We start from the raw sequence: 23,736 nt of genomic DNA on the forward strand, positions 1-23,736 counted from the left end.
AGAGTTTGCCCCATGAGTGTCAGCGTGGAGGAGACTCCCACCAGCCGCAACCGCTTCCTCAGCAGGGTGCCCGACGGATTCGCGACCTTCTTCGGTCTGCTCGGTCTGTACTGCGCCCTGCTCGCGATCAGTCAGCCGCTGCGCAGACTGGTGAGGCCGTTCACCGAACTCCTGGAGTTCATCACCGTCCCGGTGAGCGCGAACCTGGCGTACGCGGTGTTCTTCTTCCTGCTCGCCGCCGCCGTCGGCTCGCGCAAGAAGATCGCCTGGTGGCTGGTGGTCGCCTACCTGGTGCTGCTGCTGGTCGGCGACATCCTCTTCATCGTCGACGAGGGCTGGAAGGCCCACCTGGCGTCCGCCGTGGTGGCCGTCGCCGCGCTGGTGGTACTGATCCTGGCCCGCCGCGAGTTCTACGCGGCCTCCCGGCACGGGGCGGTCCGGCGCGCGCTGGGCGTCCTCGTGGTGTCGCTGGCCGCCGCGGTCCTCGTCGGCTGGGGGCTGATCTCGCTCTTCCCCGGCACCCTGAAGAGCGACGAGCGGGTGCCCTGGGTGCTCGTCCGCGTCTTCGGCGGCGTGCTGTACGGCGACTTCGAGGGCCACGGCCCCCGCTTCCTCTACTTCCTCTTCGGCCTCTTCGGCGCGCTCGCCCTGCTGGCGTCCGCCGCCACCCTCTTCCGCTCGCAGCGCATGGAGTCCTCCCTGCACGGCGACGAGGAGCCCCGCATCCGGGCCCTCCTCGCCGCGTACGGCGCCCAGGACTCCCTCGGCTACTTCGCCACCCGCCGCGACAAGGCCGTCGTCTTCGCCCCCAACGGGCGCGCCGCCGTCACCTACCGCGTGGAGGCGGGCGTCTCGCTGGCCTCCGGCGACCCCGTCGGCGACAAGGCGGCCTGGCCGCAGGCCATCGAGGCCTGGCTGGAGATGGCCAAGCAGTACGCCTGGGCGCCCGCCGTCATGGGCGCCTCCGAGGAGGGCGCGACCGCGTTCGCCCGGGCCGGGCTCAGCGCCATGCAGCTCGGCGACGAGGCCATCCTCGACGTGAACGCCTTCGACCTCGACGGCCGCGACATGCGCGTCACCCGCCAGGCCGTCAACCGGGTGCGCCGCACCGGGGCCACCACCCGCATCCGCCGCCACTTCGCGCTCTCCGACGCGGAGATGGAGCAGATCATCGACCGCGCCGACGCCTGGCGCGGCACCGAGACCGAACGCGGCTTCTCCATGGCGCTGGACCGGCTCGGCGACCCCGAGGACGGCGACTGCCTCCTCGCCGAGGCCTTCGACGCCGACGGCAAGCTGATCGCCCTGCTGTCCTTCGTGCCCTGGGGCAAGGACGGCATCTCGCTCGACCTGATGCGCCGCGACCGGCAGGCCCCCAACGGGGTCATGGAGTTCATGGTCGCCGAGATCTGCGCCCAGGTGCCCAAGCTGGGCATCCGCCGGATCTCCCTCAACTTCGCCGTCTTCCGCTCCGCCTTCGAGGAGGGCGCGCGGATCGGCGCGGGCCCGATCCTGCGGCTGTGGCGCAGGCTGCTGCTGTTCTTCTCCAAGTGGTGGCAGCTCGAAGCGCTCTACCGCTCCAACGTGAAGTACCAGCCCGCCTGGTACCCCCGCTTCCTCTGTTACGGCGACGCGGGCTCCCTCGCCCGGGTCTCGCTGGCCTCCGGCATCGCCGAGGGCTTCGTGGCGGTGCCGAGCCTGCGCAAGATGTGGGGCCGCGGCCATTCCCCCCGCCGTACGTTCACCAACCCGGCCAGCACCGCGGGCCTGCCCTCCATCGAGGCGCTCGGCCTGGTCGGCCCCGCCACCGACGTGGACGCCGACCCGACCGCGCACCTGCCCGAGCAGATCCGCATCCGCCACCGCAAGCTCACCAAACTGCGCGCCGAGGGCACCGACCCCTACCCGGTCGGCGTCCCGGCGGCCACCCACACCACCGTCGCGATCCGCACCGCCCACCCCACGGCCGCGCCCGGCACCCGTACCGGCGAAACCGCCACCGTCTCCGGCCGCGTCATGGTCGTCCGCGACTTCGGCGGCGTCGTCTTCGCCGATCTGCGCGACTGGTCGGGCGACCTCCAGATCGCCTTCACCCGGGACGGCTCGGGAACGGAGATCCTCGACCGGTTCACCGCCGACGTCGACTTCGGCGACCTGGTGTCCGTCACCGGCGAGATCGGCACCTCCGAGAAGGGCGAGCTGACCCTCTTCGTCACCGACTGGCAGCTCACCGGCAAGTGCCTGCGCCCGCTGCCCGACAAGCGCCTCGGCCTCACCGACCCCGAGGCCAAGGTGCGCAGGCGGTACGTCGACCTGGTGGCCAGCCCCGACGCCCGCGAGGTCGTCCGCTCCCGCTCGGCCGTCGTCCAGGGCCTGCGCCAGGGCCTCCTGGAGCGCGGCTACCTGGAGGTCGAGACGCCGATGCTCCAGCAGATCCACGGCGGCGCCAACGCCCGCCCCTTCACCACCCACATCAACGCCTACGACCTCGACCTCTACCTGCGCATCGCCCCCGAGCTCTACCTCAAGCGGCTCTGCGTCGGCGGCATGGAGAAGGTCTTCGAAATGGGCCGCACCTTCCGCAACGAAGGCGTCTCCTACAAGCACAACCCCGAGTTCACGATGCTGGAGGCGTACCAGGCGTACGCCGACTACGACGTCATGCTCGACCTCACCCGCGAGCTCATCCAGGGCGCGGCCACCGCCGCCTTCGGCTCGCCGATCGCCCGCAAGACGGACGCCGACGGGAAGGTCGTCGAGCACGACATCTCCGGGATCTGGCCGGTCAAGACGCTCTACGGAGCCGTCTCGGAAGCCCTCGGCGAGGAGGTCGACGCCGACACCGAGGAGCCCTTGCTGCGCCGCCTGTGCGACCGCGCCGGAGTCCCGCACACTCCGGAGAACACCCGCGGCGACCTCGTCCTGGAGATGTACGAACGCCTCGTCGAGGAGCGCACCACGCTGCCCACCTTCTACAAGGACTTCCCCACCGACGTCTCCCCGCTCACCCGCCAGCACCGCAAGGACCCGCGCCTCGCGGAACGCTGGGACCTGGTCGCCTTCGGCACGGAACTCGGCACCGCCTACTCGGAGTTGACCGACCCCGTCGAGCAGCGCCGCCGCCTCATGGCGCAGTCGCTGCTCGCGGCGGGCGGCGACCCGGAGGCCATGGAGGTCGACGAGGACTTCCTCGACGCGCTGGAGTACGCGATGCCGCCGACCGGCGGCCTGGGCATCGGCGTCGACCGCCTGGTCATGTTCCTCACCGGGCGCACCATCCGCGAGACGCTGCCGTTCCCGCTGGTGCGCCGCTGACCGGCCTGACGTAGTTCCAACGGGTGCAATCGGGACCCGCACCCGGAGTGGATCAATGCCTCGCACGCCACGGCGTGCGAGGCATTAGTCATGAAAGAAGATCAGCAGTCGATGTCCGGTGATGGCGGCGGTGCCGGTGAGGGCGCCGGGGACGGTCGCGGAGGTGTGTCCGGCGAGGGCGAAGGCCGTTCCTTCCTGGGCCGCCGCGGCCTGCTGCGCCTCGCCGCCTGCGTCGGAGCCGCGGCCACGGTGCACGTGCTGACCGCCGACCCGGCCGACGCTCCGGTCGCCCCGGCCTCGGCGAAGCCCCGGCTCGCCGCCGGTCCGCCGCAGGCCGCGGCGCCGCTCAAGCCGTCCGCGTACCGGCTGCGCCCCATGACCGCGTACGCCGCACCGAAACTGCGGCCCGCGCAGCCGCCGGTGCGCCGCAGGCCGTTCCTGAAGATGGACGCCCCCGGCCGCACCATGGTCCTCACCTTCGACGACGGGCCCGACCCCCGCTACACCCCGGACATCCTGCGCACGCTGCGGCGGCACGGGGCGCGCGCCATGTTCTTCGTCTGCGGCGAGATGGCCGTCGACAACCAGGACCTGCTGCGCGAGATGATCGACGACGGCCACGTCATCGGCAACCACTCCTGGTCGCACCCGCTCATGCCCAAGCTGTCGCGCTCGCGCATCCGCTCCCAGATGGAGCGCACCAGCGACGTCGTGGAGCAGGCGGTGCGCGAGGCGCCCCGCTGGTACCGGGCACCGTACGGAGCGTGGAACCGGGCCTCGTTCGAGATCGGCGCGGACCTCGGCATGGAGCCGCTCGGCTGGACGGTGGACACCCTCGACTGGACCGAACCGGGCAGCGAGGCCATCATCCGCCGGGTGCGGGCGGGAGCGGGCTCCGGCGTCGTGGTGCTGTCGCACGACGCGGGCGGCAACCGCAGCGGCACCGTGCGGGCACTGCGCACCTACCTGCCCGAACTGCTGGACCAGGGGTACCGGATCACGGTTCCGCAGGACGTGTAGACGCCGTACGGGACCGGTGGCCGCCCGGGCTAGCGGGTGGCCACCAGCCGGGCGAAGACCACCACGTTCCCCGCGTAGCCGCTGTCCCGGTCGTAGCCCCCGCCGCAGGTGATGACCCGCAGCTCCGGGCGTCCGGTGTCGCCGTACACCCGGGCGCCCGGGAAGTCCTCCTTGGCGTACACCTCCACCCCGTACACCTCGAAGACGGCGGTACGTCCGTCGAAGCGCGCCACCTCCACGTGCTGGCCCTTGCGCACCGATCCCAGGCCGAAGAAGACGGCGGGTCCCGTGGAGTTGTCGACGTGCCCGACGACGACGGCCGTGCCGCTCTGACCGGGGGAGATGCCGTTCTGGTACCAGCCCGCCAGGTTGGCGTCCTGCGGGGGAGGGGCCTCGATCCAGCCCTCCTGGTCGAGCCCCACGTCCACGGTCGGCGCGTCCACCTTGAGCGCCGGGATGCGGATGCGAGAGGCGGGCGCGTACGGCAGCGGGGCCACCCCCGAGGGCCGCCGCTGCGCCGCCGGCCCGTCGGAACCGTTGTCCCGGGCGGCCGCCGCCGCGGGCTGCGGCGGCCCGAAGCCGATCTCGCTGCCGTTGCGCAACAGGGCGAGGCCGGTGAGCATCGCCAGCGCCAGGGCCCCCCACGGCGCACGCCGCCTGGGGTGCGCGCCGCGCCATTCCTGCCGTTGGTGCCCCATGATGCCGCTCCCTTCGTCGCACCCGGCCCGCCCGCCGTGCACGGTCCTGCCGTTCTGCTACGGACGCTAAGCGCGCCGTGCCGAGGCGGCGAGGTGCACAGGGCGAACGGGTGGCGGGCACGGAAATTGACGTTCCGTGAGATGACGGGCCGTCACCTGAGGGATCGTCAGCCCCGAAGTCACCGGAACGGGCCGTTACGTCACCAATCCGGCTCAGTGCGAAGTGCGCGTCCCACAGGGCCAAGTGAGGGTTCGTCATGGAAGGCGTACTCGTCGAATTTCCCGGAGCACCGCCCCGGAGCGTCTTCCCATGGAGGTTCTACGATGCGTGCTTCACGTGCCTACGCGGCGACCGCGCTCGCCTGCGCGGCCCTGGCCCTCTCGGCACCGGCGGCGTTCGCCACCAACGGCCCCAGCGACGTCACGGTCAATCCGTACTCGGTCCACCAGGGCAGCACGATCTCGATCGCGGCGACCGGTTGCGGGCACGGCGGAACCGTGACCTCCAACGCCTTTTCCGCCGTCAGCCTGTCGGCCGGGTCAAAGGGTTACGCGTCCGCCCGGATCAACGACAGCGCCACCCCCGGCCACTACAACCTGGCCGTCAAGTGCAGCGACAACGCGATGGTCGCCACCCACCGCTTCACCGTCCTCGCCGGACGCGGCGCGCACGGCGGCCTCGGCGGCTCGCACGGCCCCAGCGACATGGACATCGCGGTCGGCGCGAGCCTGGTGGCCTCGGCCGCGCTGGGCGGCGCGATCTTCGTGGCGCGCCGCCGCAACGCGGTCGGCGGCCGGGCCTGACCGCCGCGCACGCACCCCACACGCCGGTGGGCCCGAGTCCCCGTACAGGACTCGGGCCCACCGGCGTGTGACCTTCGGACGCACGCGCGCCGACGTGCCGTCTTCAGCTGTGGTCAGGCGTGCGGTCTTCAGCCGCTGTCAGGCATGCGGTCTTCGGCCGCGGTCAGGCGTGCGGTCGTCGGCCGCGATCAGTGGCGGCGCGCGCCCGCCGCCCGGCGGTGCACCGCGTAGAACGTGCCGCCCACCGCCAGCACCACCAGGGCCGCACCCCCGGCGACCTGGGTGGTGTCCATGCCGCCGATGCTGCCGCCGAGGCCGCCGCGCACACCCCGCGCGGGGGAGGCGGTGGTGATGGGGGCGGCCGACGTGGTGCGCGACGGCAGCGAGGTCGAGCTGGTCGTCGGCAGCGCGCCGCCCGCGATGGTCAGGGCGGCGGAGCCCTTCGTGCCGTCGCAGGTGAAGGCGATGTCGTACATCGCGCCGGGCTTGGAGTCCCAGCCGACGGTCACCTGCTGGGCCTTGCCGGGCTGGATGACGACGGTGTCGAAGACGCCCGCGGTGGCGGTCGCGGGGCCGGTGCAACCGGGGGCCGCCAGGGTGACCTTCCCGCCGGCGGCGATGGTGGAGGGCGACACGGAGAACCCTGCCGAGCCCTCCTTCTTGGCGCCCTGGTTGCCGTCGGCCGCCTGGGCCGGGGCGACGACGCAGGTCAGTGCGGCGGCCCCGAGGGCGGCCGCGGCGGTGGTGGTGGCGAACCGACGTGCACGCATGAAGACTCCTCCGGATCTCCGAGGAGCAATGGCGGAACGGTTTCCACGCTTATGTCTGAAATGCGCCTCGATAGCCGAAACGCTAGGAGAGTTGGGGGAGCCCCGCGATCACAGTCGCGCGAATGGGGCACGGGTGTCCCCCGGTCGGCTCTGACGTCAAAGAAAACGTTACTGAGTTGCATGTGAGTCTCGGTTGTGTTTTCTTCGTGTGGTGAAGGAACCATGGGCAGAGAACATCCGCAACGGAGGAACAGACGTGACGACGAGCGTGCTGATCGTGGGCTCCGGCCCGACCGGACTGACCCTGGCCCTGGAGCTGGCCCGGCGGGACGTCCCGGTCCGGGTGGTCGACAAGTCCCGCGCCTTCCCCCGGAGTTCGCGGGCCAAGGGGCCGAACCAGCGCACCCTGGAAGTGCTGGAGGACCTCGGCGTCGTACACGAGGTGATGGACGCGGGACGCGCACCGGTCCCCATGCGCAAGTACCGGGACGGGCTCGCCGTGGCCGACGCCGACCCCTACGCGGGCAGGCGTCCGACGCCCGACGTCCCGTACGACCGGGGACGGCTGCTGGCCCAGTGGAAGCTGGAGGAGGTCCTGCGCGACCGGCTCGCCGCACACGGGGTGCACGTCGAACTGGGCGTCGAGATCGACTCGTACGAGGAGACCGCCACGAGCGTCGTCGCCCGCACCCCCGACGGCCGCGAGATCGAGGCCCGCCACCTCGTCGGCTGCGACGGCGGGCACAGCCGCATCCGCACGCTGATGGGCGCCACCTTCGAGGGCGAGACCCACGAGGAGCAGCGCATGGTCAACGGCGACGTCGCCCTGACCGGCGCGCACGGCCTGAGCCGCGACCACTGGCACCAGTGGTTCGACGAGGACGGCGCGGTGATGCTCTGCCCGATCCCCGGCACCAGCGACCTCTGGTGGTTCCAGGCCGGACCCGAGACCGCCGCCGACGGCACCCCCGTCCCACCCTCCCGCGAGAGCTTCCAGCGGCTCTTCGACCGGCACGCCCGCATCCCCGGCGTCACCGTCACCGACGCCGCACTCCTGTCCACCTACCGGGTCAACGTCCGTATGGCCGACCGCTACCGCACCGGCCGTGTCCTGCTGGCGGGCGACGCCGCGCACGTCCACCCCATCGCGGGCGGCCTCGGCATGAACACCGGCATCCAGGACGCGTACAACCTGGGCTGGAAGCTGGCGGCGGTGGTCACGGACGCGGCCGACGCAGCCCTCCTCGACACCTACCAGGAAGAACGCCTCCCGGTCGCCGCCTGGACCCTCGACACCTCCTCGCGCCGGCTCGACGCGGTGATGGCGGCCATCCGCAAGCCGGGCGGCGGCCTGGACGCGGGCATCACGGACGTCACGAGCGGCCTCGGCATCGGCTACCGCTGGAGCTCCCTCGCCCCGCCCACGACCCTGGACACCGCCGTCCGTCCGGGCGACCGGGCCCCGGACGCCCCCTGCACCCCGCTCCGTCTCTTCGAGGCCTTCGCGGGCCCGCACTTCACCCTGCTGGCCTTCGGCGAGGCGGCGGCGCGGGCCCTCGGCGAGGCACCGGACGCGGTACGCACGTACGCGGTGGACGCGGGACCGCACAGCGACCTCGCCGACCGAAGGGGCCACGCCAGGGCCGCGTACGGAATCCAGGGCGACGCCCTGGTCCTGATCCGCCCGGACAACCACATCGCCCTGATCGTCGACCCCGCACAGGCGGATGCCGTACGGAACTACCTGCACGCCCTCCGCGAGCCGTCGGGCGTGCCCGCCTGACCCGAGGGCCGCCCGTGCCGCGCGGGGCTGGACAGGCCGTGCGGCACGCGCCGATCATGGGCCCGTGATCATGGATGCGAACTTCCGGTGGGACGAGTTCAACCGGCTGAGAGCCACGCTGGGTTACCTGACCCCGGCCGAGCTCGTCGAGCTGGGCAGCCGGGGCACGACCGTCCTGGACCCGTTCTCGGTCATCCTGTCCCGGAACGTGGAACTGGGCCCGGGCAACGTCCTCCACCCGGGCGCGGTCATCGAGTGCGACGACGACAGCACCTGCGTCGTGGGCGGCTTCAACGTCCTGCACGGAGCGACGCGGATCGCCGCGAGCGGTGGCGGCGACATCGGCATCGGCAACGGAACCGTCATCGGCGAGGGCGGCACCCAGATCAAGGCGACCTCCCCGAACTCCCCGATCACGGTCGACGACGGCGCCCGCCTGGCCAACGGCGCCGAACTCCTCGGCCACACCCGGGTGGGCGCGGGCGCCCAGATCCTGGGGCCCGTCTCGGCGGGCTTCGTCACCCTGGCTGCGGGCGAGCCGTACACCCACCCCGACCCGGATGCCCGCGGCGCCGTCCTGAAGGGCTTCGGCCGCGCCCGCCACCTCCGCCTCGCCACCGGCGAAGTCCTCAACGGCACGGGCGACTTCGCCTCCGCCCCGGTGGAACGGCAGCGGGCGTACCACTCGGACGCCCCGCGGAGGTGACGCCGGACGGCGGCGGGTGCGAAGCGCGCCCCGTCGGCAGGACGCGCGATCGCCCACAGCGAGACGCTGCCGCCTCCCCCGGCGAACCGGGTGGAAACGACAGCGTCTCGTGGGTGTTGGGGACTGCTCCGGGGCTACTCCGAGCCCGGGAACTTGTTCACGAACGGGTCCGGGGTCGCGGCGATGCCGTGGCCGAACGGGGCGTCGAGGTCCCAGATGAGGAAGAGCAGGAAGGCGATCATCACGCTGAACAGTCCGGCGAGCAGCAACTCGCGTGGCGTGCGCCGGATTTGGAGCGTGAAGATCAGACCGACCGTGATCAGTGCTCCGGTGATCAGGCCGAACCAGACGATGGGCGGCATCGTCGCCTCGGTGTTCTGGGCACGCTGGTCACGGGCGTCGTCGGCTGCGGCGACCTGGTCGACCAGGGGCTGGTAGGCCTGGCCCTCCAGGTCGGTCTTGGGGGCGTACAGCGTGACGTCCTGGCGGACGCGGGCCAGGAGTTCGTCGCCCTTCTCGGTGACCTCGCTGTGGTCGACCATGTGCTGCCACTCGGTCTGGACGACGTAGGTGACGTAGGCGTCGATGTCGGCACGGATACGGGTGCGGACGTCGGCGGGGTAGACCTCGGCGCGGGCGCTGACCTCGTGCAGGGCCTGGGCCTCCAGACGTACCGACTCCTGGGCGGCACCGCGGCCCTCCCAGACGCCCGCGATGGCGAGGCCGAGGACGATCGCGTAGATCACACCGATCATCATCGTCATGTATTCGAGGACGTCCGGCGTTTCCGTCGGGTCGTCGTCCTCGCCGATCCGCCGGTTGTTGATCATGACGATGGTGAGGACGACGGCGCAGGCAGCGGCCATCGCGATGGTCAGAACAAGCCATTCCGACACGGGGAACCTCCTTCGGTGAGGCCGCTCAGCGGGACGAGCGGGGGCGCAGGACCGCGACGGCGAACACCGCGGGCGCTGTGATCATGAGCGTGAGGGTCAGCATCGAGGTGTGTCCCTCGGGCTTCTTGCGGACCGGCTTGCGGTAGGCGGGCAGGGCGATCGCCCTCGCCGGGGGCGGTGGGGCCTTGGCGACGGGCGGGGTGGGTGCCGGGGGCGGCGGAGGCGGTGGCGGAGGTGCCGGCGGGGCGGGTTGTGGGCGTACGGGGGCGGGGGCGGCCTGCACCGGCTTCGGTGCGGGCTTCGGCGGCTTGGGCTTGGGCTTCGGTGGCGGCGGTTTCGGCGGCGGGGCCGGAGGTTTCGGGTCCGGCGGCAACGGCGGAGGCGGAGGCGGCGGGGGAGGCGGTGGTGGTGGCGGGGGTTCCGGCGGAGGGGGCGGTGGTGGCGGCGGGGTCGGGGTGGGCCAGCAGGCCGCGCTGTCGCCGCCCGCGATCGACACCGCGACCCCCTGGTCGGTGGACGCGTAGGCGCAACTGTCCGCGGAGGCGGGCACGGAGCCGGCCAGCAGCCAGCACAGGGCGGCCGAGGACAGGAGACGTACGAGGACCGGACCGGGCTTCCGGCGTGATCCGTACAGGCGTGATCCGTACACGAGGGGCATCATGAATCTGCTCAACGAGCGGCACACGGCAGAAGTAATTGATTCGCCTGATGGTTGGGACTTTCCCGAATTTGCGTTTGGGACGGGATCGGATGTGCGGATGGTGCCGCGTGCGGTCGGCGGGCGGGCCGCGGAAAGTTTTTCGCGGAGCGTTGAACACGCGGCCGGCCCGCGTACGTATCCAGTGCCGAGAGCGACGCGCATCGGCGTCGCCCCCCACTTCGGGAAGCTCGGGAAACGGGAGTCGACATGGGTACCTGGCGGAACGTCTCGCTCGCGGTGACGGCCGCGGCAGTGCTGACACTGACGACGGCATGCGGGCAGGACACCACAAACGCCTCCCCGGGAGCCCGGTCCGTGGCCAACCCGGCCCCCGCCGACGGGTACGGGTACGGCGACGGCGAGGACAAGGCCGCGGCCCCCAAGGCGGCCGGACAGCTCGCCGCCCGCGACGACGCCACGGTGGGCCGGATCGTGACCGACAGTGCGGGCATGACCCTCTACCGGTTCGACAAGGACACCGCGAAACCCCCGACGTCGCATTGCGAGGGCGACTGTGCGAAGGCCTGGCCCGTGGTGCCCGCAGGCACCGCCACCGCCGTGCCCGGCACCGACGCGTCCGCCCTCGGCTCGGTGACCCGCGCCGACGGCACCAAGCAACTCACCCTCGGCGGCTGGCCCCTGTACCGCTTTGCCCAGGACACGAAGGCCGGGGACGTCAAGGGGCAGGGCGTGGGCGGCACCTGGTTCGCCGCCGCGCCGGACGGGAAGAAGGCCGCGCCGGGTGCGCGGACCGCGCCGGAGCCCGCAGCCCCGGTCGCCCAGAAACCGGGTGCGCAGGAACCGGGCGCGCAGAACCCCGCCGACCTCCCCGGCATGTCCGTCCGCAAGGACCCGAAGCTGGGCGAGATCGTCGTGGACGGGCGCGGGATGACCGTCTACCGGTTCAAGAAGGACTCCGCCTGGCCGATGAAGAGCGCCTGCACCGACGCCTGCCTCGCCAAGTGGCCCGTCGTCCCGCCGGTGCCGAAGAACGACACCGTCGGCATCCTCAAGAAGGGGTACGTCGTCTTCCACCGCCCCGACGGCGCGAAACAGCAGACCATCAACTGCTGGCCGCTCTACACCTTCTCGGGTGACAAGCAGGCCGGAGACACCAACGGGCAGAGTGTGGGCGGCACTTGGTACGCCGTGTCCCCCCAGGGCAAACTCGTCGGCGCCCCCAAGTAGCCCCCGGTCGGCCCGGCACAGCCCCCGGCGGCCCCAAGTAGGTGCCGCGCCCCGCTTCCTCGTACAGTTCGGCCCGTCGGACCCGCACGCGCGGGGACGACGGGCCGAGTGCGTGCGGCGACATCGCCCGGAGGTGCCCCCTGGACGGGGCGGATCTGCCGGGAGATGCCGTCAACCGCGCACATGCTTGCGGGGTGTGACCGAGAACGGACCGCCAATTTCCGTTTTCGCTCGCTCTGCTGGCGGCGGATCAGTAGCCTCGGCTCGAACACCGGGCACGGACGTCCCTTCCGTGCCCGCATTCGTCGCGGCGACTTGTTGGAGACCTTGATGGAGCGTCCCGCCTGGGCCCCGCCCGGCATCGACCTCTCGATGCCGAGCGTGTCCCGCATCTACGACTACTACCTGGGCGGTTCGCACAACTTCGAGGTCGACCGGGAGGCGGCCCGCCGGGCCATGGAGTTCCTGCCGGGTCTGCCCAAGATCATGCAGGCCAACCGGGCGTTCATGCGCCGCGCCGTGCGCCACGCGCTCGCCGAGGGCGTCAACCAGTTCCTCGACATCGGCTCCGGCATCCCCACCTTCGGCAACGTCCACGAGGTCGCCCAGGGCGCCGACCCGGCCGCCCGCGTGGTGTACGTCGACCACGACCCGGTGGCCGTCGCGCACAGCCAGGCCGTGCTGGAGGGCAACGAGCGGACCGCCGTCGTCGCCGCCGACCTGCGCAAGCCGAAGGAGATCCTCGCCGCCCCGGAGCTCACGGGCCTGATCGACCTGGACAGACCGGTGGCGCTGCTGCTCGTCGCCGTCCTGCACTTCCTGGAGGACGCCGACGACCCGCAGGCCGCCGTCGCCGCGCTCCGCGACGCGCTCGCGCCGGGCAGCCTGCTGATCGTCACGCACGCCGCGTACGAGGGCATCCCGCTCGACGAGAAGACCGCCGGCGGAGCCGTCGACGTCTACCGGCAGATCAAGAACCCGCTGATCATGCGCACGCACGACGAGGTGGCCCGCTTCTTCGACGGGTACGAGATGGTGGAACCCGGCCTGGTGAAGATGGCCGAGTGGCGGCCCGAGACGCCCGTCGCGCAGGAGGACCCGTACGCGTTCTCGGGCTTCGCAGGGGTGGGGCGCAAGGCGTGAGCGCGCAGGCGCAGACCCCGGACGGCGGCCGCCCCCCGGCCCCGTCCGGCGGCACCGGCATGGCGTCCGGCGACGGCGAACCACCCTCCACCGGTCGGAGCGGGCCACGCTCCACGGGCCGGTCCGGGCCACCGGACGCGGGGGGCCCGGACCGGTCGGCGCCCGGCGGTACGCCGTCAGGCCCTGGCGGTACGGCGGCGGGCTTCGGCGGTACGCCGTCGGCTCCCGGCGGTACGCCGTCCGGCCGGGCGGACCTCGCCCCCGGGGTCTCGGGCGCGCCCCGCGACCGTACGGCGTCCGGCGGAGCCGTCGTCCCGGGCCGGGGCCCGGCTACCGGCAGCGGAAGCGGCTCGGTGCCCGTGCAGCCGTCACCCCCGACCCGTACGACCGCGTCCGGAGGCCCCGCACCCGCGTCCGGAAGCCCTGCCCCCGCGTCCGGAAGCCCCGCGACCCCCGCCGCCGACAGCGGGTCCGGCCCCGGCGAGGACGCCCCCGGCAGCCCCGAGGACCGGCTGCGGCGGTTCGCGACCATCTGGAGCCGGGCGATCTTCCCGGCCACCGCCACTTCCCTGACCCGCCCCGAGTTCGAGCAGCTGCTGCTCCCGCTCGCCCGGCGGCTCGGCACCGCCCTGCACGGGCGGCCCTTCGACACCGCCCCCGCGCACGCGGTCGGCGAGGCGCTGGTCGCCGCGCACTGCACCGATCCGGACGCCCTCGTCCGCAGCCTCGGCGTCGTCGACTCGTACCTCGTCCTGTACTGCGCCGAGCCCCCCGCCGAGGGCGACACGCTGGCCGCCGAGGAGAACCGGGCCCGCTGCGCCCGCCTCCAGCACTCCATCGCCGCCGGGTTCGCCAAGGCCCTGCGCGAGCGCACCCTGCGCGAGCAGGAGGCCATCGCCCGCTCCGCCCTGAGCGCCCGCAGCGAGGCCCAGCAGGCCCTGCACGCCACCGAGGAACGCTTCCGGGCGGTCTTCGAGGGAGCCGCCGTCGGCATCGGCATCGCCTCCCTCGACGGCACCATCCTGGAGGTCAACGACACGCTGACCCGCATGTTCGGCGGCCTGGAGGCCCAGGTCAAGGGCCGCAAGGTCACCGACTGGGGGCACCCGGAGGACTCCGCGCAGGTCTGGCGGATGTACGAGGAACTGGTGCGCGGCGAACGCGACCACTACCGCAGCGAGAAGGCGTTCTACCGGGGCGACGGCACCGTCCTGTGGACCAACCTCACCGTGTCCCTGCTGCGCGACGCCGAGGGCCGTCCCCAGTACCAGCTGGCCCTGATGGAGGACACCACCGAACGCCGTCTCCTCAACCTGCGGCTGCGCTACGAGGCCACCCACGACGCGCTCACCGGGCTGCCCAACCGCACCCTGTTCTTCGAACGCCTGGAGAAGGCGCTCGCCGCGAGCGAGAACGCCCGCTTCGGCCTCTGCTACCTGGACCTCGACGGCTTCAAGGCCGTCAACGACAGCCTCGGCCACTCGGCGGGCGACCGCCTCCTGGTCGAGGTCGCCGACCGGCTCCAGGCGTGTGCGACCGCGCCCGGCGAGATGGTCGCCCGGCTCGGCGGCGACGAGTTCGTGGCGCTCACCACCGGTGCCGCCACCCGTGCCGACGTGGACGACCTGGCCGCCCGGATACTGTCCGCGCTGGCCACCCCGATCCACCTGGAGGGCCGCGAGATCACCGTGCGCGGCTCCATCGGCATCGTCGAGGGCCCGGCCGGCGAACGCGGTCCCGCCGACGTGCTGCGCAGCGCCGACATCACCATGTACCGGGCCAAGTCGGCGGGCGGCAACCGCTTCGAATTCGCCGACCGGGAGGCCGACGAGCGCGCCATCACCCGGCACGGCCTCACCAACGCGCTGCCCGCCGCCCTGGAGCGCGGCGAGTTCTTCATCGAGTACCAGCCGCTCGTCCACCTCGGCGACGGCAGCGTGCACGGCGCGGAGGCCCTGGTCCGCTGGAGCCACCCGCAGCACGGCGTCCTCGGGCCCGACCGGTTCATCCCGCTGGCCGAACACACCGGTCTCATCGTGCCGTTGGGCCGCTGGGTGCTCCAGGAGTCCGTCACCCAGGCCCGCGTCTGGCAGGAGCGGCACGCCGACGGCGGCCCGCTGCGCATCAACGTCAACCTCTCGCCCACCCAGCTCCACCACCCCGGCCTGGTCGCCGACACGGTGGAGGTCCTGGAGCGGGCCGGACTCTCCCCGGGCGCGCTGTGCCTGGAGGTCACCGAGTCCGCGCTGATAGGAGCCGACGAGGGACTGCTCAAGCCGCTGCGCCAACTCGCCGACATGGGCGTCGACATCGCCCTCGACGACTTCGGCACCGGCTACTCCAACCTCGCCAACCTGCGCCGCCTCCCGGTGAGCGTCCTCAAGCTGGACCGCTCCTTCACCCAGAGCATGCAGCGCGCGCCCGCCGACCCCGTCGACCTGAAGATCGTCGAGGGGATCGTCGCGCTCGCCCACAGCCTGGAGCTGGCGGTCACCGTCGAGGGCGTCGAAACGGGCGCGCAGGCCGACCAGTTGAGGGACCTGGGCTGCGACACGGCACAGGGCTGGTACTACGCCCGCCCCGGAGCCCCGGACCGCATCCACTCCCTGGCGCTGACCGACGCGATCTGAGGGGTACGAGGAGGGGGCGGCCGGAGTCCGATTCCGGCCGACCCCTCCCCGTAACACCTCTCCGGGCGCAAGCGCTCAGGCGTGCGCCTCCAGCAGCACCCGTTGCAACTCCCGCGCCGCCCTCGGGGGTGCCACGTCGCTGCGGTGCGCCAGTGCGATCGTGCGGCGCAGCCCCGGGCGGGCCAGCTCGGTGACCCGCAGCCCGGTGCCCGCCCGCTCCGCCACCATGCGCGGCACGACCGCCACCCCGAGTCCCGCCCGTACGAAACCCAGTACCGCGTCCAGCTCGCCGCCCTCGACGGTGAACGTCGGCTCGAAGCCCGCCGAACGGCAGGCGGCGACGGTCAGTTCGCGCAGGTCGTAGCCGTGCCGGAACATCACCATCGGGGTGTCGCGCAGGTCCGCGATGCGCACCGGGCGGCGCGGACCGCGTTCGGTGGGGGAGGAGACCACCACCAGGTCCTCGTGGAGGAGTTCGATCGTGGTGAGGGCGGGGGAGGGGGTGGGCAGTGGCAGGACGACGAGGGCCAAGTCCAGCGCGCCGCGTGCCAGTTCGCGTACGAGGTCGTGCGATCCGCCCTCCTCGACCAGGAGTTGGATGCCGGGGTGTGCGTCGTGAAAGGTGCGCAGCACGTCCGGGAGCAGGCCCGTGCACAGGCTCGGTGTCGCGCCGAGGCGGACCCGGCCCCGGCGCAGCTGCGCCAGCTCCTGCACCTCGCGGCGGGCGGTGTCGGTGTCGGCGAGGATGCGCCGGGCGAGGGGGAGGAGGGCCTCGCCCGCGTCGGTGAGGGCGATGTTCCCCCGGGCCCGGGTGAAGAGGTCCGCGCCCAGCTCGCGCTCCAGGGAGCGGATCTGCTGGGACAGCGAGGGCTGCGCGACGTGCAGCTCCTCGGCGGCGCGGGTGAAGTGCCGGGACTCGGCGACGGCCACGAAATAGCGGAGCTGCTGGAACTGCATGCCCGCCAGTCTAGATGCATCGATAGGTAAAGGCTATGGAGATGAGCCGGACCATGTCTTGGACCTCTGGGGTCCTTCGGCCCTAGCGTCTTGAGTCATGGCTCTGGCAACGCGGCAGGACACCCCGCCCACCCGAAAACCGCCCGTGCGGCACACCTCAGGACTTCGCGGATTCTGGGCCTCGACCGTCGGCAAGAAGACGGTCATGGCCGTCAGCGGACTGATCATGCTCGGCTACCTCGTGGCCCACATGATCGGCAACCTGAAGATCTTCTTCGGGACGGACGAGTTCAACGGCTACGCGCACTGGCTGCGCACCATGGGCGACCCGGTGCTGCACTACGAGTGGGCGCTGTGGATCGTCCGCGTGCTGCTGCTCGCCGCGGTCGTCGGGCACGGCGTGGCCGCGTACCAGCTCAGCCGGCGCGACCTCCGGGCCCGGCCCGTGGAGTACGCCCACCGGCGCAAGCGCGCCAGCTACGCGACGCGCACCATGCGCTGGGGCGGCATCATCCTCGCCCTGTTCATCGTGTGGCACCTGCTCGACCTGACCACCCTCACGGTCAACGAGAACGCGCAGTCCGGGCACCCGTACGAGAACGTCGTCGCGACCTTCTCCACCTGGTACGGCAACACGATCTACAGCGTCGCCATGCTCGCCGTCGGCCTGCACGTCCGGCACGGCTTCTGGAGCGCCGCCCAGACCCTCGGCGTCGGCAACGCGACCCGCGAGCGCGTGCTGAAGACGCTGGCCAACCTCCTCGCCCTGGTGCTGACCGTGGGCTTCCTCTCCGTGCCGGTCGCGGTCATGACCGGATTGGTGGGCTGACACATGACTTCGTCGTACGTCGACTACGCGACCGGGGACCCGGTCGCCGACGCCAAGGCCCCCACCGGGCCGGTCGCCGAGCGCTGGGACACCCGCCGCTTCGAGGCCAAGCTCGTCAACCCGGCCAACCGCCGCAAGCACACCGTCATCGTCGTCGGCACCGGCCTCGCGGGCGGTTCGGCGGGCGCCACGCTGGCCGAACAGGGTTACCACGTCGTCCAGTTCTGCTTCCAGGACTCCCCGCGCCGTGCCCACTCCATCGCCGCGCAGGGCGGCATCAACGCCGCGAAGAACTACCGCAACGACGGCGACTCCGTCCACCGCCTCTTCTACGACACGGTCAAGGGCGGCGACTTCCGCGCCCGGGAGTCCAACGTGCACCGGCTGGCGCAGATCTCCGTGGAGATCATCGACCAGTGCGTCGCGCAGGGCGTGCCCTTCGCCCGGGAGTACGGCGGCCTGCTCGACACCCGCTCCTTCGGCGGCGTCCAGGTCTCCCGCACCTTCTACGCCCGTGGCCAGACCGGGCAGCAGCTCCTGCTCGGCGCGTACCAGGCGCTGTCGCGGCAGATCGCCGCCGGGAACGTCGAGCTGCATCCGCGCACCGAGATGCTGGACCTGATCGTGGTGGACGGGAAGGCGCGCGGGATCGTGGCGCGCGACCTGATCACCGGGGAGATCTCCAGCCACTTCGCGGACGCCGTCGTCCTCGCCTCGGGCGGCTACGGCAACGTCTTCTACCTGTCGACGAACGCCATGAACTCCAACGCCACCGCCATCTGGCGGGCCCACCGGCGCGGCGCGTACTTCGCCAACCCCTGCTTCACCCAGATCCACCCGACCTGCATCCCGCGCACCGGCGACCACCAGTCCAAGCTGACCCTGATGAGCGAGTCGCTGCGCAACGACGGCCGCATCTGGGTGCCCAAGGCCAAGGGAGACCGGCGCCCGGCCCGCGAGATCCCCGAGGACGAACGCGACTACTACCTGGAGCGGATCTACCCCTCCTTCGGCAACCTCGTCCCGCGCGACATCGCCTCCCGCGCCGCCAAGAACGTCTGCGACGAGGGCCGGGGTGTCGGTCCCGGCGGGCAGGGGGTCTACCTGGACTTCGCCGACGCCATCGCCCGGATGGGCCGCAAGGCCGTCGAGGAGAAGTACGGCAACCTCTTCGACATGTACGCGCGGATCACCGCCGAGGACCCGTACGAGACGCCGATGCGGATCTACCCCGCCGTGCACTACACGATGGGCGGACTGTGGGTCGACTACGACCTCCAGACCACGGTCCCCGGCCTCTTCGCCGTCGGCGAGGCCAACTTCTCCGACCACGGCGCGAACCGCCTCGGCGCGTCCGCCCTGATGCAGGGCCTGGCCGACGGGTACTTCGTCCTCCCGGCCACCATCAACGACTACCTCGCCCGGCACGCCGCGCAGGACCCGGTCGACGCCTCCCACCCGGCGGTCGCCGACGTCGTACGGGAGACCGAGGAGCGCCTCGCGAAGCTCCTCGCCGTCGACGGCGACCGCACCCCCGACTCCTTCCACCGTGAACTCGGCGAGCTGATGTGGGAGTTCTGCGGAATGGCCCGCACGGAGGAGGGCCTGCGGAAGGCCCTCGACCGCATCCCGGAGATCCGTGCGGAGTTCTGGCGGCGGATCAAGGTTCCGGGCGTCGGCGAGGAGTTCAACCAGTCGTTGGAGAAGGCCAACCGCATCGTCGACTACCTGGAGCTGGCCGAGCTGATGTGCCTCGACGCCCTGCACCGGGAGGAGTCCTGCGGCGGCCACTTCCGCGAGGAGTCCCAGACCCCGGACGGGGAGGCCGCCCGCGACGACGAACGCTTCGCGTACGCCGCCGCCTGGGAGCACACCGCCACCGGTGCCGCCCCCGTCCTGCACAAGGAAGACCTCGTCTTCGAGTACGTCCACCCCACCCAGCGGAGCTACGCATGAGGCTCACCCTGCGCGTCTGGCGCCAGAAGTACCCCAACACCCCCGGGGAGATGGCCCGTTACGACGTCGACGGCATCTCGGCCGACATGTCCTTCCTGGAGATGCTCGACACCCTCAACGAAGAGCTCATCCTGCGCGGCGAGGACCCCGTCGCCTTCGACCACGACTGCCGCGAGGGCATCTGCGGCGCGTGCTCGCTCGTCATCAACGGCGACGCGCACGGCCCCGAACGCACCACCACCTGCCAGCTGCACATGCGGTCCTTCAACGACGGCGACACCATCGACGTCGAACCGTGGCGGGCCTCCGCCTTCCCCGTCGTCAAGGACCTCGTCGTGGACCGGTCGGCCTTCGACCGGATCATCCAGGCCGGCGGTTACGTCAGCGTGCCGACCGGCGCGGCCCCCGAGGCGCACGCCACCCCCGTGCCCAAGGCCGACGCCGACTTCGCCTTCGAGCACGCCGAGTGCATCGGCTGCGGGGCCTGCGTCGCCGCCTGCCCCAACGGCTCGGCGATGCTCTTCACCTCGGCGAAGGTCAACCACCTGAACGTGCTGCCGCAAGGTGCCCCCGAGCGCGAGACCCGGGTCCTCGACATGGTCGCGCAGATGGACGACGAGGGCTTCGGCGGCTGCACCCTCACCGGGGAGTGCGCGACCGCCTGCCCGAAGGGGATTCCGCTGCCGTCCATCGCTGCCATGAACAAGGAATGGCTCCGCGCCAACCGCAAGGGCCGCCGCTGAGGGCTCCGCGCCCTGCCGGGCGGCATTCGGGCCCCGGTCCGGACGCGCAGGGCGGGCGCTGTGGCCGCGCGACGGACGCAGGGTGCCCCGTGGGCCCGGAAGCCCTCGGCCCGTTGCCCGGCCACTGTGGGCGTGGGGGCGGACCCGGTGTGGCCCGAGGGCAGGTCGGGCACGCCTCGCGGACTCGCCGCCCTGCCGGGCGGAGCTGTGGCCACGGGACGGGCCCGCCGGGTCCGGGGCGGGCGCCTGGGCCTGAGGTGGGCCTCGGGCCCGGTCCGGCGGGCCCGAAGAGATCCGGTGACAGTAGCTGACGTACCGTCAAAAGGCGGGTAGTTTCCGGTTCATGTATCCGGGAGCGTACGACCCCGCGCATCCGGCCGTCGTCACCTCCGACGGCGGCCGGACCCTGACCTACGGACAACTCGAAGAGCGCTCGCTGCGGTTGGCCAACCATCTGCGCGCGGCCGGACTGCGCCGGGGCGACCACCTCGCCCTGCTCTCCGACAACGACCCGCGCGTCCTGGAGGTCTACTGGGCGGCGATGCGCTCGGGCCTCTACCTGACCGCCGTCAACCACCACCTCACCGCCGAGGAGGCCGCGTACATCGTCGAGGACTGCGGGGCCACCGCCCTCATCACCTCGACCGCGCTCGGCGGGCTCGCCGAGGACGTCGGCCGACTGGTGACACGTGCCACGCTCCGGTTGGAGTACGGGCGCGAACTGGGCTCGTACGAAAAGGCCCTCGCCGAGGCGTCCCCCGCAGCCCCGGCCCACCAGCCCATCGGCGCCGACATGCTCTACTCCTCGGGCACCACCGGCCGCCCCAAGGGCATCCAGCCCGACCTGGCCGAGGGCGACGTCCGCGAGTCGCCCACCCTCTACGTCCCGCTCTTCACCGCCATGTACGGCTTCGCCGCCGACTCCGTCTACCTCTGCCCCGCACCCCTCTACCACGCGGCACCGCTCCGCTTCTGCGGCGTCGTCACCGCCACCGGCGGCACCGTCGTCCTCATGGACTCCTTCGACGCCGAGGGCGCGCTCGCCGCGATCGAGCAGCACCGGGTCACGCACGCCCAGTGGGTGCCCACCATGTTCGTACGCATGCTGAAGCTCCCCGAGGCCGCCCGCACGCGGTACGACACGTCCTCGCTCCAGGTCGCGATCCACGCCGCCGCACCGTGCCCCGTCGAGGTCAAGCGGCGGATGATGGAGTGGTGGGGCCCGGTCCTGTACGAGTACTACAGCTCCACCGAGGGCAACGGGATCACCTTCATCGGCCCCGAGGAATGGCTCGCCAAACCGGGCTCCGTCGGCCGCGCCGGACTCCTCGGCGAGCTGCGCGTCTGCGGCCCGGACGGGGCGCTGCTGCCCGTCGGCGAGACCGGCACGATCTACTTCGAGCGCGAGGAACTGCCTTTCCGCTACCACAACGACAACGGCCGCACCCGCGAGGCCCAGCACCCCGACCACCCGAACTGGACCACCACCGGGGACATCGGCCACGTCGACGCGGACGGCTATCTCTTCCTCACCGACCGCACAGCCTTCATGATCATCTCGGGTGGGGTGAACGTCTACCCGCAGGAGGCCGAGGACTGTCTCGTCCTGCACCCCGAGGTGGCCGACGCGGCCGTGATCGGCGTGCCGGACCCGGAGATGGGCGAGGCCGTCAAGGCGGTCGTCCAGGTGGCGGAGGGGGTGTGTCCGTCGCCCGAACTCGCCGCCGAGATCCTGGAGTTCGTACGATCTCGGATCGCGCACTACAAGGCCCCGCGCAGCGTCGACTTCGCGGCGGCCCTGCCGCGCACGCCCACCGGGAAGCTGGCCAAGTCGGCGCTCAGGAAGGCCTACTGGCCCCAGGAGGCGTGATCAGCCGTTCACCGCGCGCAGCGCTCCCGGCCTGCGCCCGGTGAGCCGGTCCAGGGCGGCGGCCGTGGCCTCGTCGCCGGGGAGGTGCACCAGGATGCGCTGGCCGTCCGGGTCCGGGAGGTCCAAGGTCTCGTACGCCAGGCGCAGTTCGCCCGACTCCGGGTGGACGAGGCGCTCGACGCCGCTGCGCACCGGCAGCTTCGGCGGGGCGGCGAGCCGGTGCGCGAACTCCGACCCGGCGGTCAGGGCCAACTCGGCGGCCAGGTGCGAGACATGGGGGTCGTCGCGGGCCAGGTCGAAGCCCACCATCCCGAACTGGGCATCGGCCACCCGGCCCCAGTCGGGATAGGTGTCGCGGGCGCGCGGATCGGTGAAAACGTACCGCAGCACGCTCGGCTGCGCCTCGTCGAGCAGCCCGACCGGACCCATCAGACGCTCGTACCCCGTGGTGCAGGCGACGACCTCACTGAGCCGGTTGAGCAGGACGGCGGGGGAGGGGTCGAGCCGGTCCAGGAGCGCCTGCACGGTGGGGCGCACCTGGCGGACAGGGGTCTCGGCCGCCGGACACAGCAGCTTGTGGTCGTTGGTGTGCTTCAGCAGCCGGCCCAGGTGCAGCCGGGTCTCGCCGGACAGCCGCAGGGCGTCGGCGAGGGCGGCCAGCACCTGGGCGGACGGGTTGCGGTCCCGGCCCTGTTCGAGGCGGGTGAGGTACTCGACGCTGATGCCCGACAGGGTCGCCAGCTCGGACCGGCGCAGGCCCGGAGTGCGGCGGCGCGGCCCCTCGGGCAGGCCCACTTCGGAGGGCGTCACGGCCTCCCGGCGGGCACGCAGGAAGGCCCCCAACTCGTTCTCGCTCACCCTCGGATCGTAACCCCGCCGTCCGGAGCGGAGGGTGGCCCTCCCACTACTACCCTCGGGCCGGTCTTCCTCCGGGGCGGACCGTCCCGCAGCGTGGAGGCATGACCACTGACGCACACACCACGTCCCTCGCCCCGCTGATCCCGCTGACCTCGGGTCGCTGGGAACTCGACACCGCCCACTCCTCCGTCGCCTTCACCATCCGCCACCTCGGCATCTCCAAGGTGCGCGGCCGCTTCGCCGAGGTGGACTCGGCCCTCGTGGTCGGCGCCACCCTGGAGCAGAGCTCCGTGCACGCCACGGTGGCGCTCGCCTCGATCGACACGGGCAACGAGGCCCGCGACGCCCATGTCCGGGCGGCCGACCTCCTCGACGTCGAGAAGCGCCCGACCATGACCTTCCGCTCGACCGCCGCGCACGGCGAGGGGGAGGAGTGGGCCCTGGAGGGCGAACTGACCATCGGGGACGTCACCCGTGAGGTGTCGTTCGAGGTGGAGTTCGGTGGCCTGGTGGACACGCCGTTCGGCAGCAAGCACGCGGGCTTCGAGGCGCAGGGCCAGATCCGGCGCAGCGACTTCGGGCTGAACTTCGGGGCGGCGGACGCGATGCTGGGCGATGTCGTGAAGATCCAGATCGACGCACAGTTCGTGGAGCCCGGGCAGGCGTAGGTCGTCTTCGCGGATCGCGGCCCGGCCGCGCCCACCCGTGCCCCGTCAGGGGCGCGGGGAACTGCGCGACCAGCCACGACGCACTCGCACGGAACCGTGCATGCCCCCGCGGGTTGAGGTGAAGGGGCGGGGCTGGGGGCCCTTTGCCCAGGTGGGGCAGGGCCGCACCTGTCCGGTTGCCGGGCGGCGGGCCCAGGCCCGT

Annotated in this window: 19 protein-coding genes; 13 read left to right on the forward strand and 6 right to left on the reverse strand. The window is 72.2% G+C overall.

Going from position 1 to position 23,736, the window contains the following annotated elements; all coding sequences use genetic code 11:
- The first annotated feature begins 12 nt into the window (after positions 1-12).
- Positions 13-3,315: a bifunctional lysylphosphatidylglycerol synthetase/lysine--tRNA ligase LysX gene (gene lysX, locus ACIO3O_RS24420; protein ID WP_401749195.1), complete on the forward strand. Its 3,303-nt coding sequence runs from the start codon at positions 13-15 to the stop codon at positions 3,313-3,315.
- A gap of 90 nt (positions 3,316-3,405) precedes the next feature.
- Positions 3,406-4,335 carry a polysaccharide deacetylase family protein gene (locus ACIO3O_RS24425; RefSeq protein WP_401749197.1) on the forward strand — a complete coding sequence of 310 codons (930 nt, stop codon included), beginning with the start codon at positions 3,406-3,408 and terminating at the stop codon, positions 4,333-4,335.
- A 29-nt stretch (positions 4,336-4,364) separates the two neighbouring features.
- Here ACIO3O_RS24425 and ACIO3O_RS24430 read toward each other — a convergent pair whose 3' ends face one another.
- Complete coding sequence (locus ACIO3O_RS24430) at positions 4,365-5,033, reverse strand: class F sortase (protein ID WP_401749199.1); 669 nt, start codon at positions 5,031-5,033, stop codon at positions 4,365-4,367.
- 324 nt (positions 5,034-5,357) lie between these two features.
- Here ACIO3O_RS24430 and ACIO3O_RS24435 point away from each other — a divergent pair, with 324 nt between their 5' ends.
- Entirely contained in the window at positions 5,358-5,837 is a 480-nt protein-coding gene (locus tag ACIO3O_RS24435) for a hypothetical protein (protein ID WP_401749201.1), read from the forward strand.
- A 188-nt stretch (positions 5,838-6,025) separates the two neighbouring features.
- Here the strand turns inward: ACIO3O_RS24435 and ACIO3O_RS24440 are convergent, their stop codons facing one another.
- Positions 6,026-6,607, reverse strand: a complete 582-nt coding sequence (locus ACIO3O_RS24440; protein WP_401749203.1) for a hypothetical protein — start codon at positions 6,605-6,607, stop codon at positions 6,026-6,028.
- 256 nt (positions 6,608-6,863) lie between these two features.
- Between ACIO3O_RS24440 and ACIO3O_RS24445 the strand changes: the two genes are divergently transcribed.
- Positions 6,864-8,390, forward strand: coding sequence for an FAD-dependent monooxygenase (locus ACIO3O_RS24445; protein WP_401749205.1), 1,527 nt, complete (start codon positions 6,864-6,866; stop codon positions 8,388-8,390).
- A 70-nt stretch (positions 8,391-8,460) separates the two neighbouring features.
- Positions 8,461-9,096 carry a hypothetical protein gene (locus tag ACIO3O_RS24450; protein WP_401749571.1) on the forward strand — a complete coding sequence of 212 codons (636 nt, stop codon included), beginning with the start codon at positions 8,461-8,463 and terminating at the stop codon, positions 9,094-9,096.
- Positions 9,097-9,230: 134 nt separating this feature from the next.
- On the opposite strand, the gene ACIO3O_RS24455 is transcribed toward ACIO3O_RS24450, so the two are convergent.
- Together ACIO3O_RS24455 and ACIO3O_RS24460 are read right to left on the reverse strand one after the other, a co-directional pair.
- Positions 9,231-9,992, reverse strand: coding sequence for a hypothetical protein (locus ACIO3O_RS24455; RefSeq protein ID WP_401749207.1), 762 nt, complete (start codon positions 9,990-9,992; stop codon positions 9,231-9,233).
- A 25-nt stretch (positions 9,993-10,017) separates the two neighbouring features.
- Positions 10,018-10,641: a hypothetical protein gene (locus ACIO3O_RS24460; RefSeq protein ID WP_401749209.1), complete on the reverse strand. Its 624-nt coding sequence runs from the start codon at positions 10,639-10,641 to the stop codon at positions 10,018-10,020.
- A 258-nt stretch (positions 10,642-10,899) separates the two neighbouring features.
- On the opposite strand from ACIO3O_RS24460, the gene ACIO3O_RS24465 reads away from it, so the two are divergent.
- The 3 genes from ACIO3O_RS24465 to ACIO3O_RS24475 all read left to right on the forward strand — a co-directional run bounded on the left by ACIO3O_RS24465 (position 10,900) and on the right by ACIO3O_RS24475 (position 15,653).
- A complete protein-coding gene (locus ACIO3O_RS24465; protein WP_401749211.1) occupies positions 10,900-11,880 on the forward strand; it encodes an SCO0930 family lipoprotein in 981 nt (326 codons plus the stop codon).
- A 330-nt stretch (positions 11,881-12,210) separates the two neighbouring features.
- Positions 12,211-13,023: an SAM-dependent methyltransferase gene (locus tag ACIO3O_RS24470; RefSeq protein WP_401749213.1), complete on the forward strand. Its 813-nt coding sequence runs from the start codon at positions 12,211-12,213 to the stop codon at positions 13,021-13,023.
- Positions 13,020-15,653 carry an EAL domain-containing protein gene (locus ACIO3O_RS24475; RefSeq protein ID WP_401749215.1) on the forward strand — a complete coding sequence of 878 codons (2,634 nt, stop codon included), beginning with the start codon at positions 13,020-13,022 and terminating at the stop codon, positions 15,651-15,653. Before ACIO3O_RS24470 ends, ACIO3O_RS24475 begins: the two co-directional genes overlap by 4 nt.
- 75 nt (positions 15,654-15,728) lie before the next feature.
- Here ACIO3O_RS24475 and ACIO3O_RS24480 read toward each other — a convergent pair whose 3' ends face one another.
- A complete protein-coding gene (locus ACIO3O_RS24480; RefSeq protein ID WP_401749217.1) occupies positions 15,729-16,610 on the reverse strand; it encodes a LysR family transcriptional regulator in 882 nt (293 codons plus the stop codon).
- Positions 16,611-16,707: 97 nt separating this feature from the next.
- Between ACIO3O_RS24480 and ACIO3O_RS24485 the strand changes: the two genes are divergently transcribed.
- The 4 genes from ACIO3O_RS24485 to ACIO3O_RS24500 all read left to right on the forward strand — a co-directional run bounded on the left by ACIO3O_RS24485 (position 16,708) and on the right by ACIO3O_RS24500 (position 22,008).
- Positions 16,708-17,439, forward strand: coding sequence for a succinate dehydrogenase cytochrome b subunit (locus ACIO3O_RS24485; protein WP_401749219.1), 732 nt, complete (start codon positions 16,708-16,710; stop codon positions 17,437-17,439).
- 3 nt (positions 17,440-17,442) lie between these two features.
- A complete protein-coding gene (locus ACIO3O_RS24490) occupies positions 17,443-19,395 on the forward strand; it encodes a fumarate reductase/succinate dehydrogenase flavoprotein subunit (RefSeq protein WP_401749221.1) in 1,953 nt (650 codons plus the stop codon).
- Entirely contained in the window at positions 19,392-20,138 is a 747-nt protein-coding gene (locus ACIO3O_RS24495) for a succinate dehydrogenase/fumarate reductase iron-sulfur subunit (protein WP_401749223.1), read from the forward strand. Before ACIO3O_RS24490 ends, ACIO3O_RS24495 begins: the two co-directional genes overlap by 4 nt.
- A gap of 343 nt (positions 20,139-20,481) precedes the next feature.
- Positions 20,482-22,008, forward strand: a complete 1,527-nt coding sequence (locus tag ACIO3O_RS24500) for an acyl-CoA synthetase (protein WP_401749225.1) — start codon at positions 20,482-20,484, stop codon at positions 22,006-22,008.
- On the opposite strand, the gene ACIO3O_RS24505 is transcribed toward ACIO3O_RS24500, so the two are convergent.
- Positions 22,009-22,866: a helix-turn-helix domain-containing protein gene (locus ACIO3O_RS24505; protein ID WP_401749227.1), complete on the reverse strand. Its 858-nt coding sequence runs from the start codon at positions 22,864-22,866 to the stop codon at positions 22,009-22,011.
- A gap of 101 nt (positions 22,867-22,967) precedes the next feature.
- Between ACIO3O_RS24505 and ACIO3O_RS24510 the strand changes: the two genes are divergently transcribed.
- Positions 22,968-23,534 carry a YceI family protein gene (locus ACIO3O_RS24510; RefSeq protein ID WP_401749229.1) on the forward strand — a complete coding sequence of 189 codons (567 nt, stop codon included), beginning with the start codon at positions 22,968-22,970 and terminating at the stop codon, positions 23,532-23,534.
- Positions 23,535-23,736: the final 202 nt, after the last annotated feature.

Source organism: Streptomyces sp. NPDC087440 (genome assembly GCF_044744005.1).
In the GTDB taxonomy this organism is placed as follows: domain Bacteria; phylum Actinomycetota; class Actinomycetes; order Streptomycetales; family Streptomycetaceae; genus Streptomyces.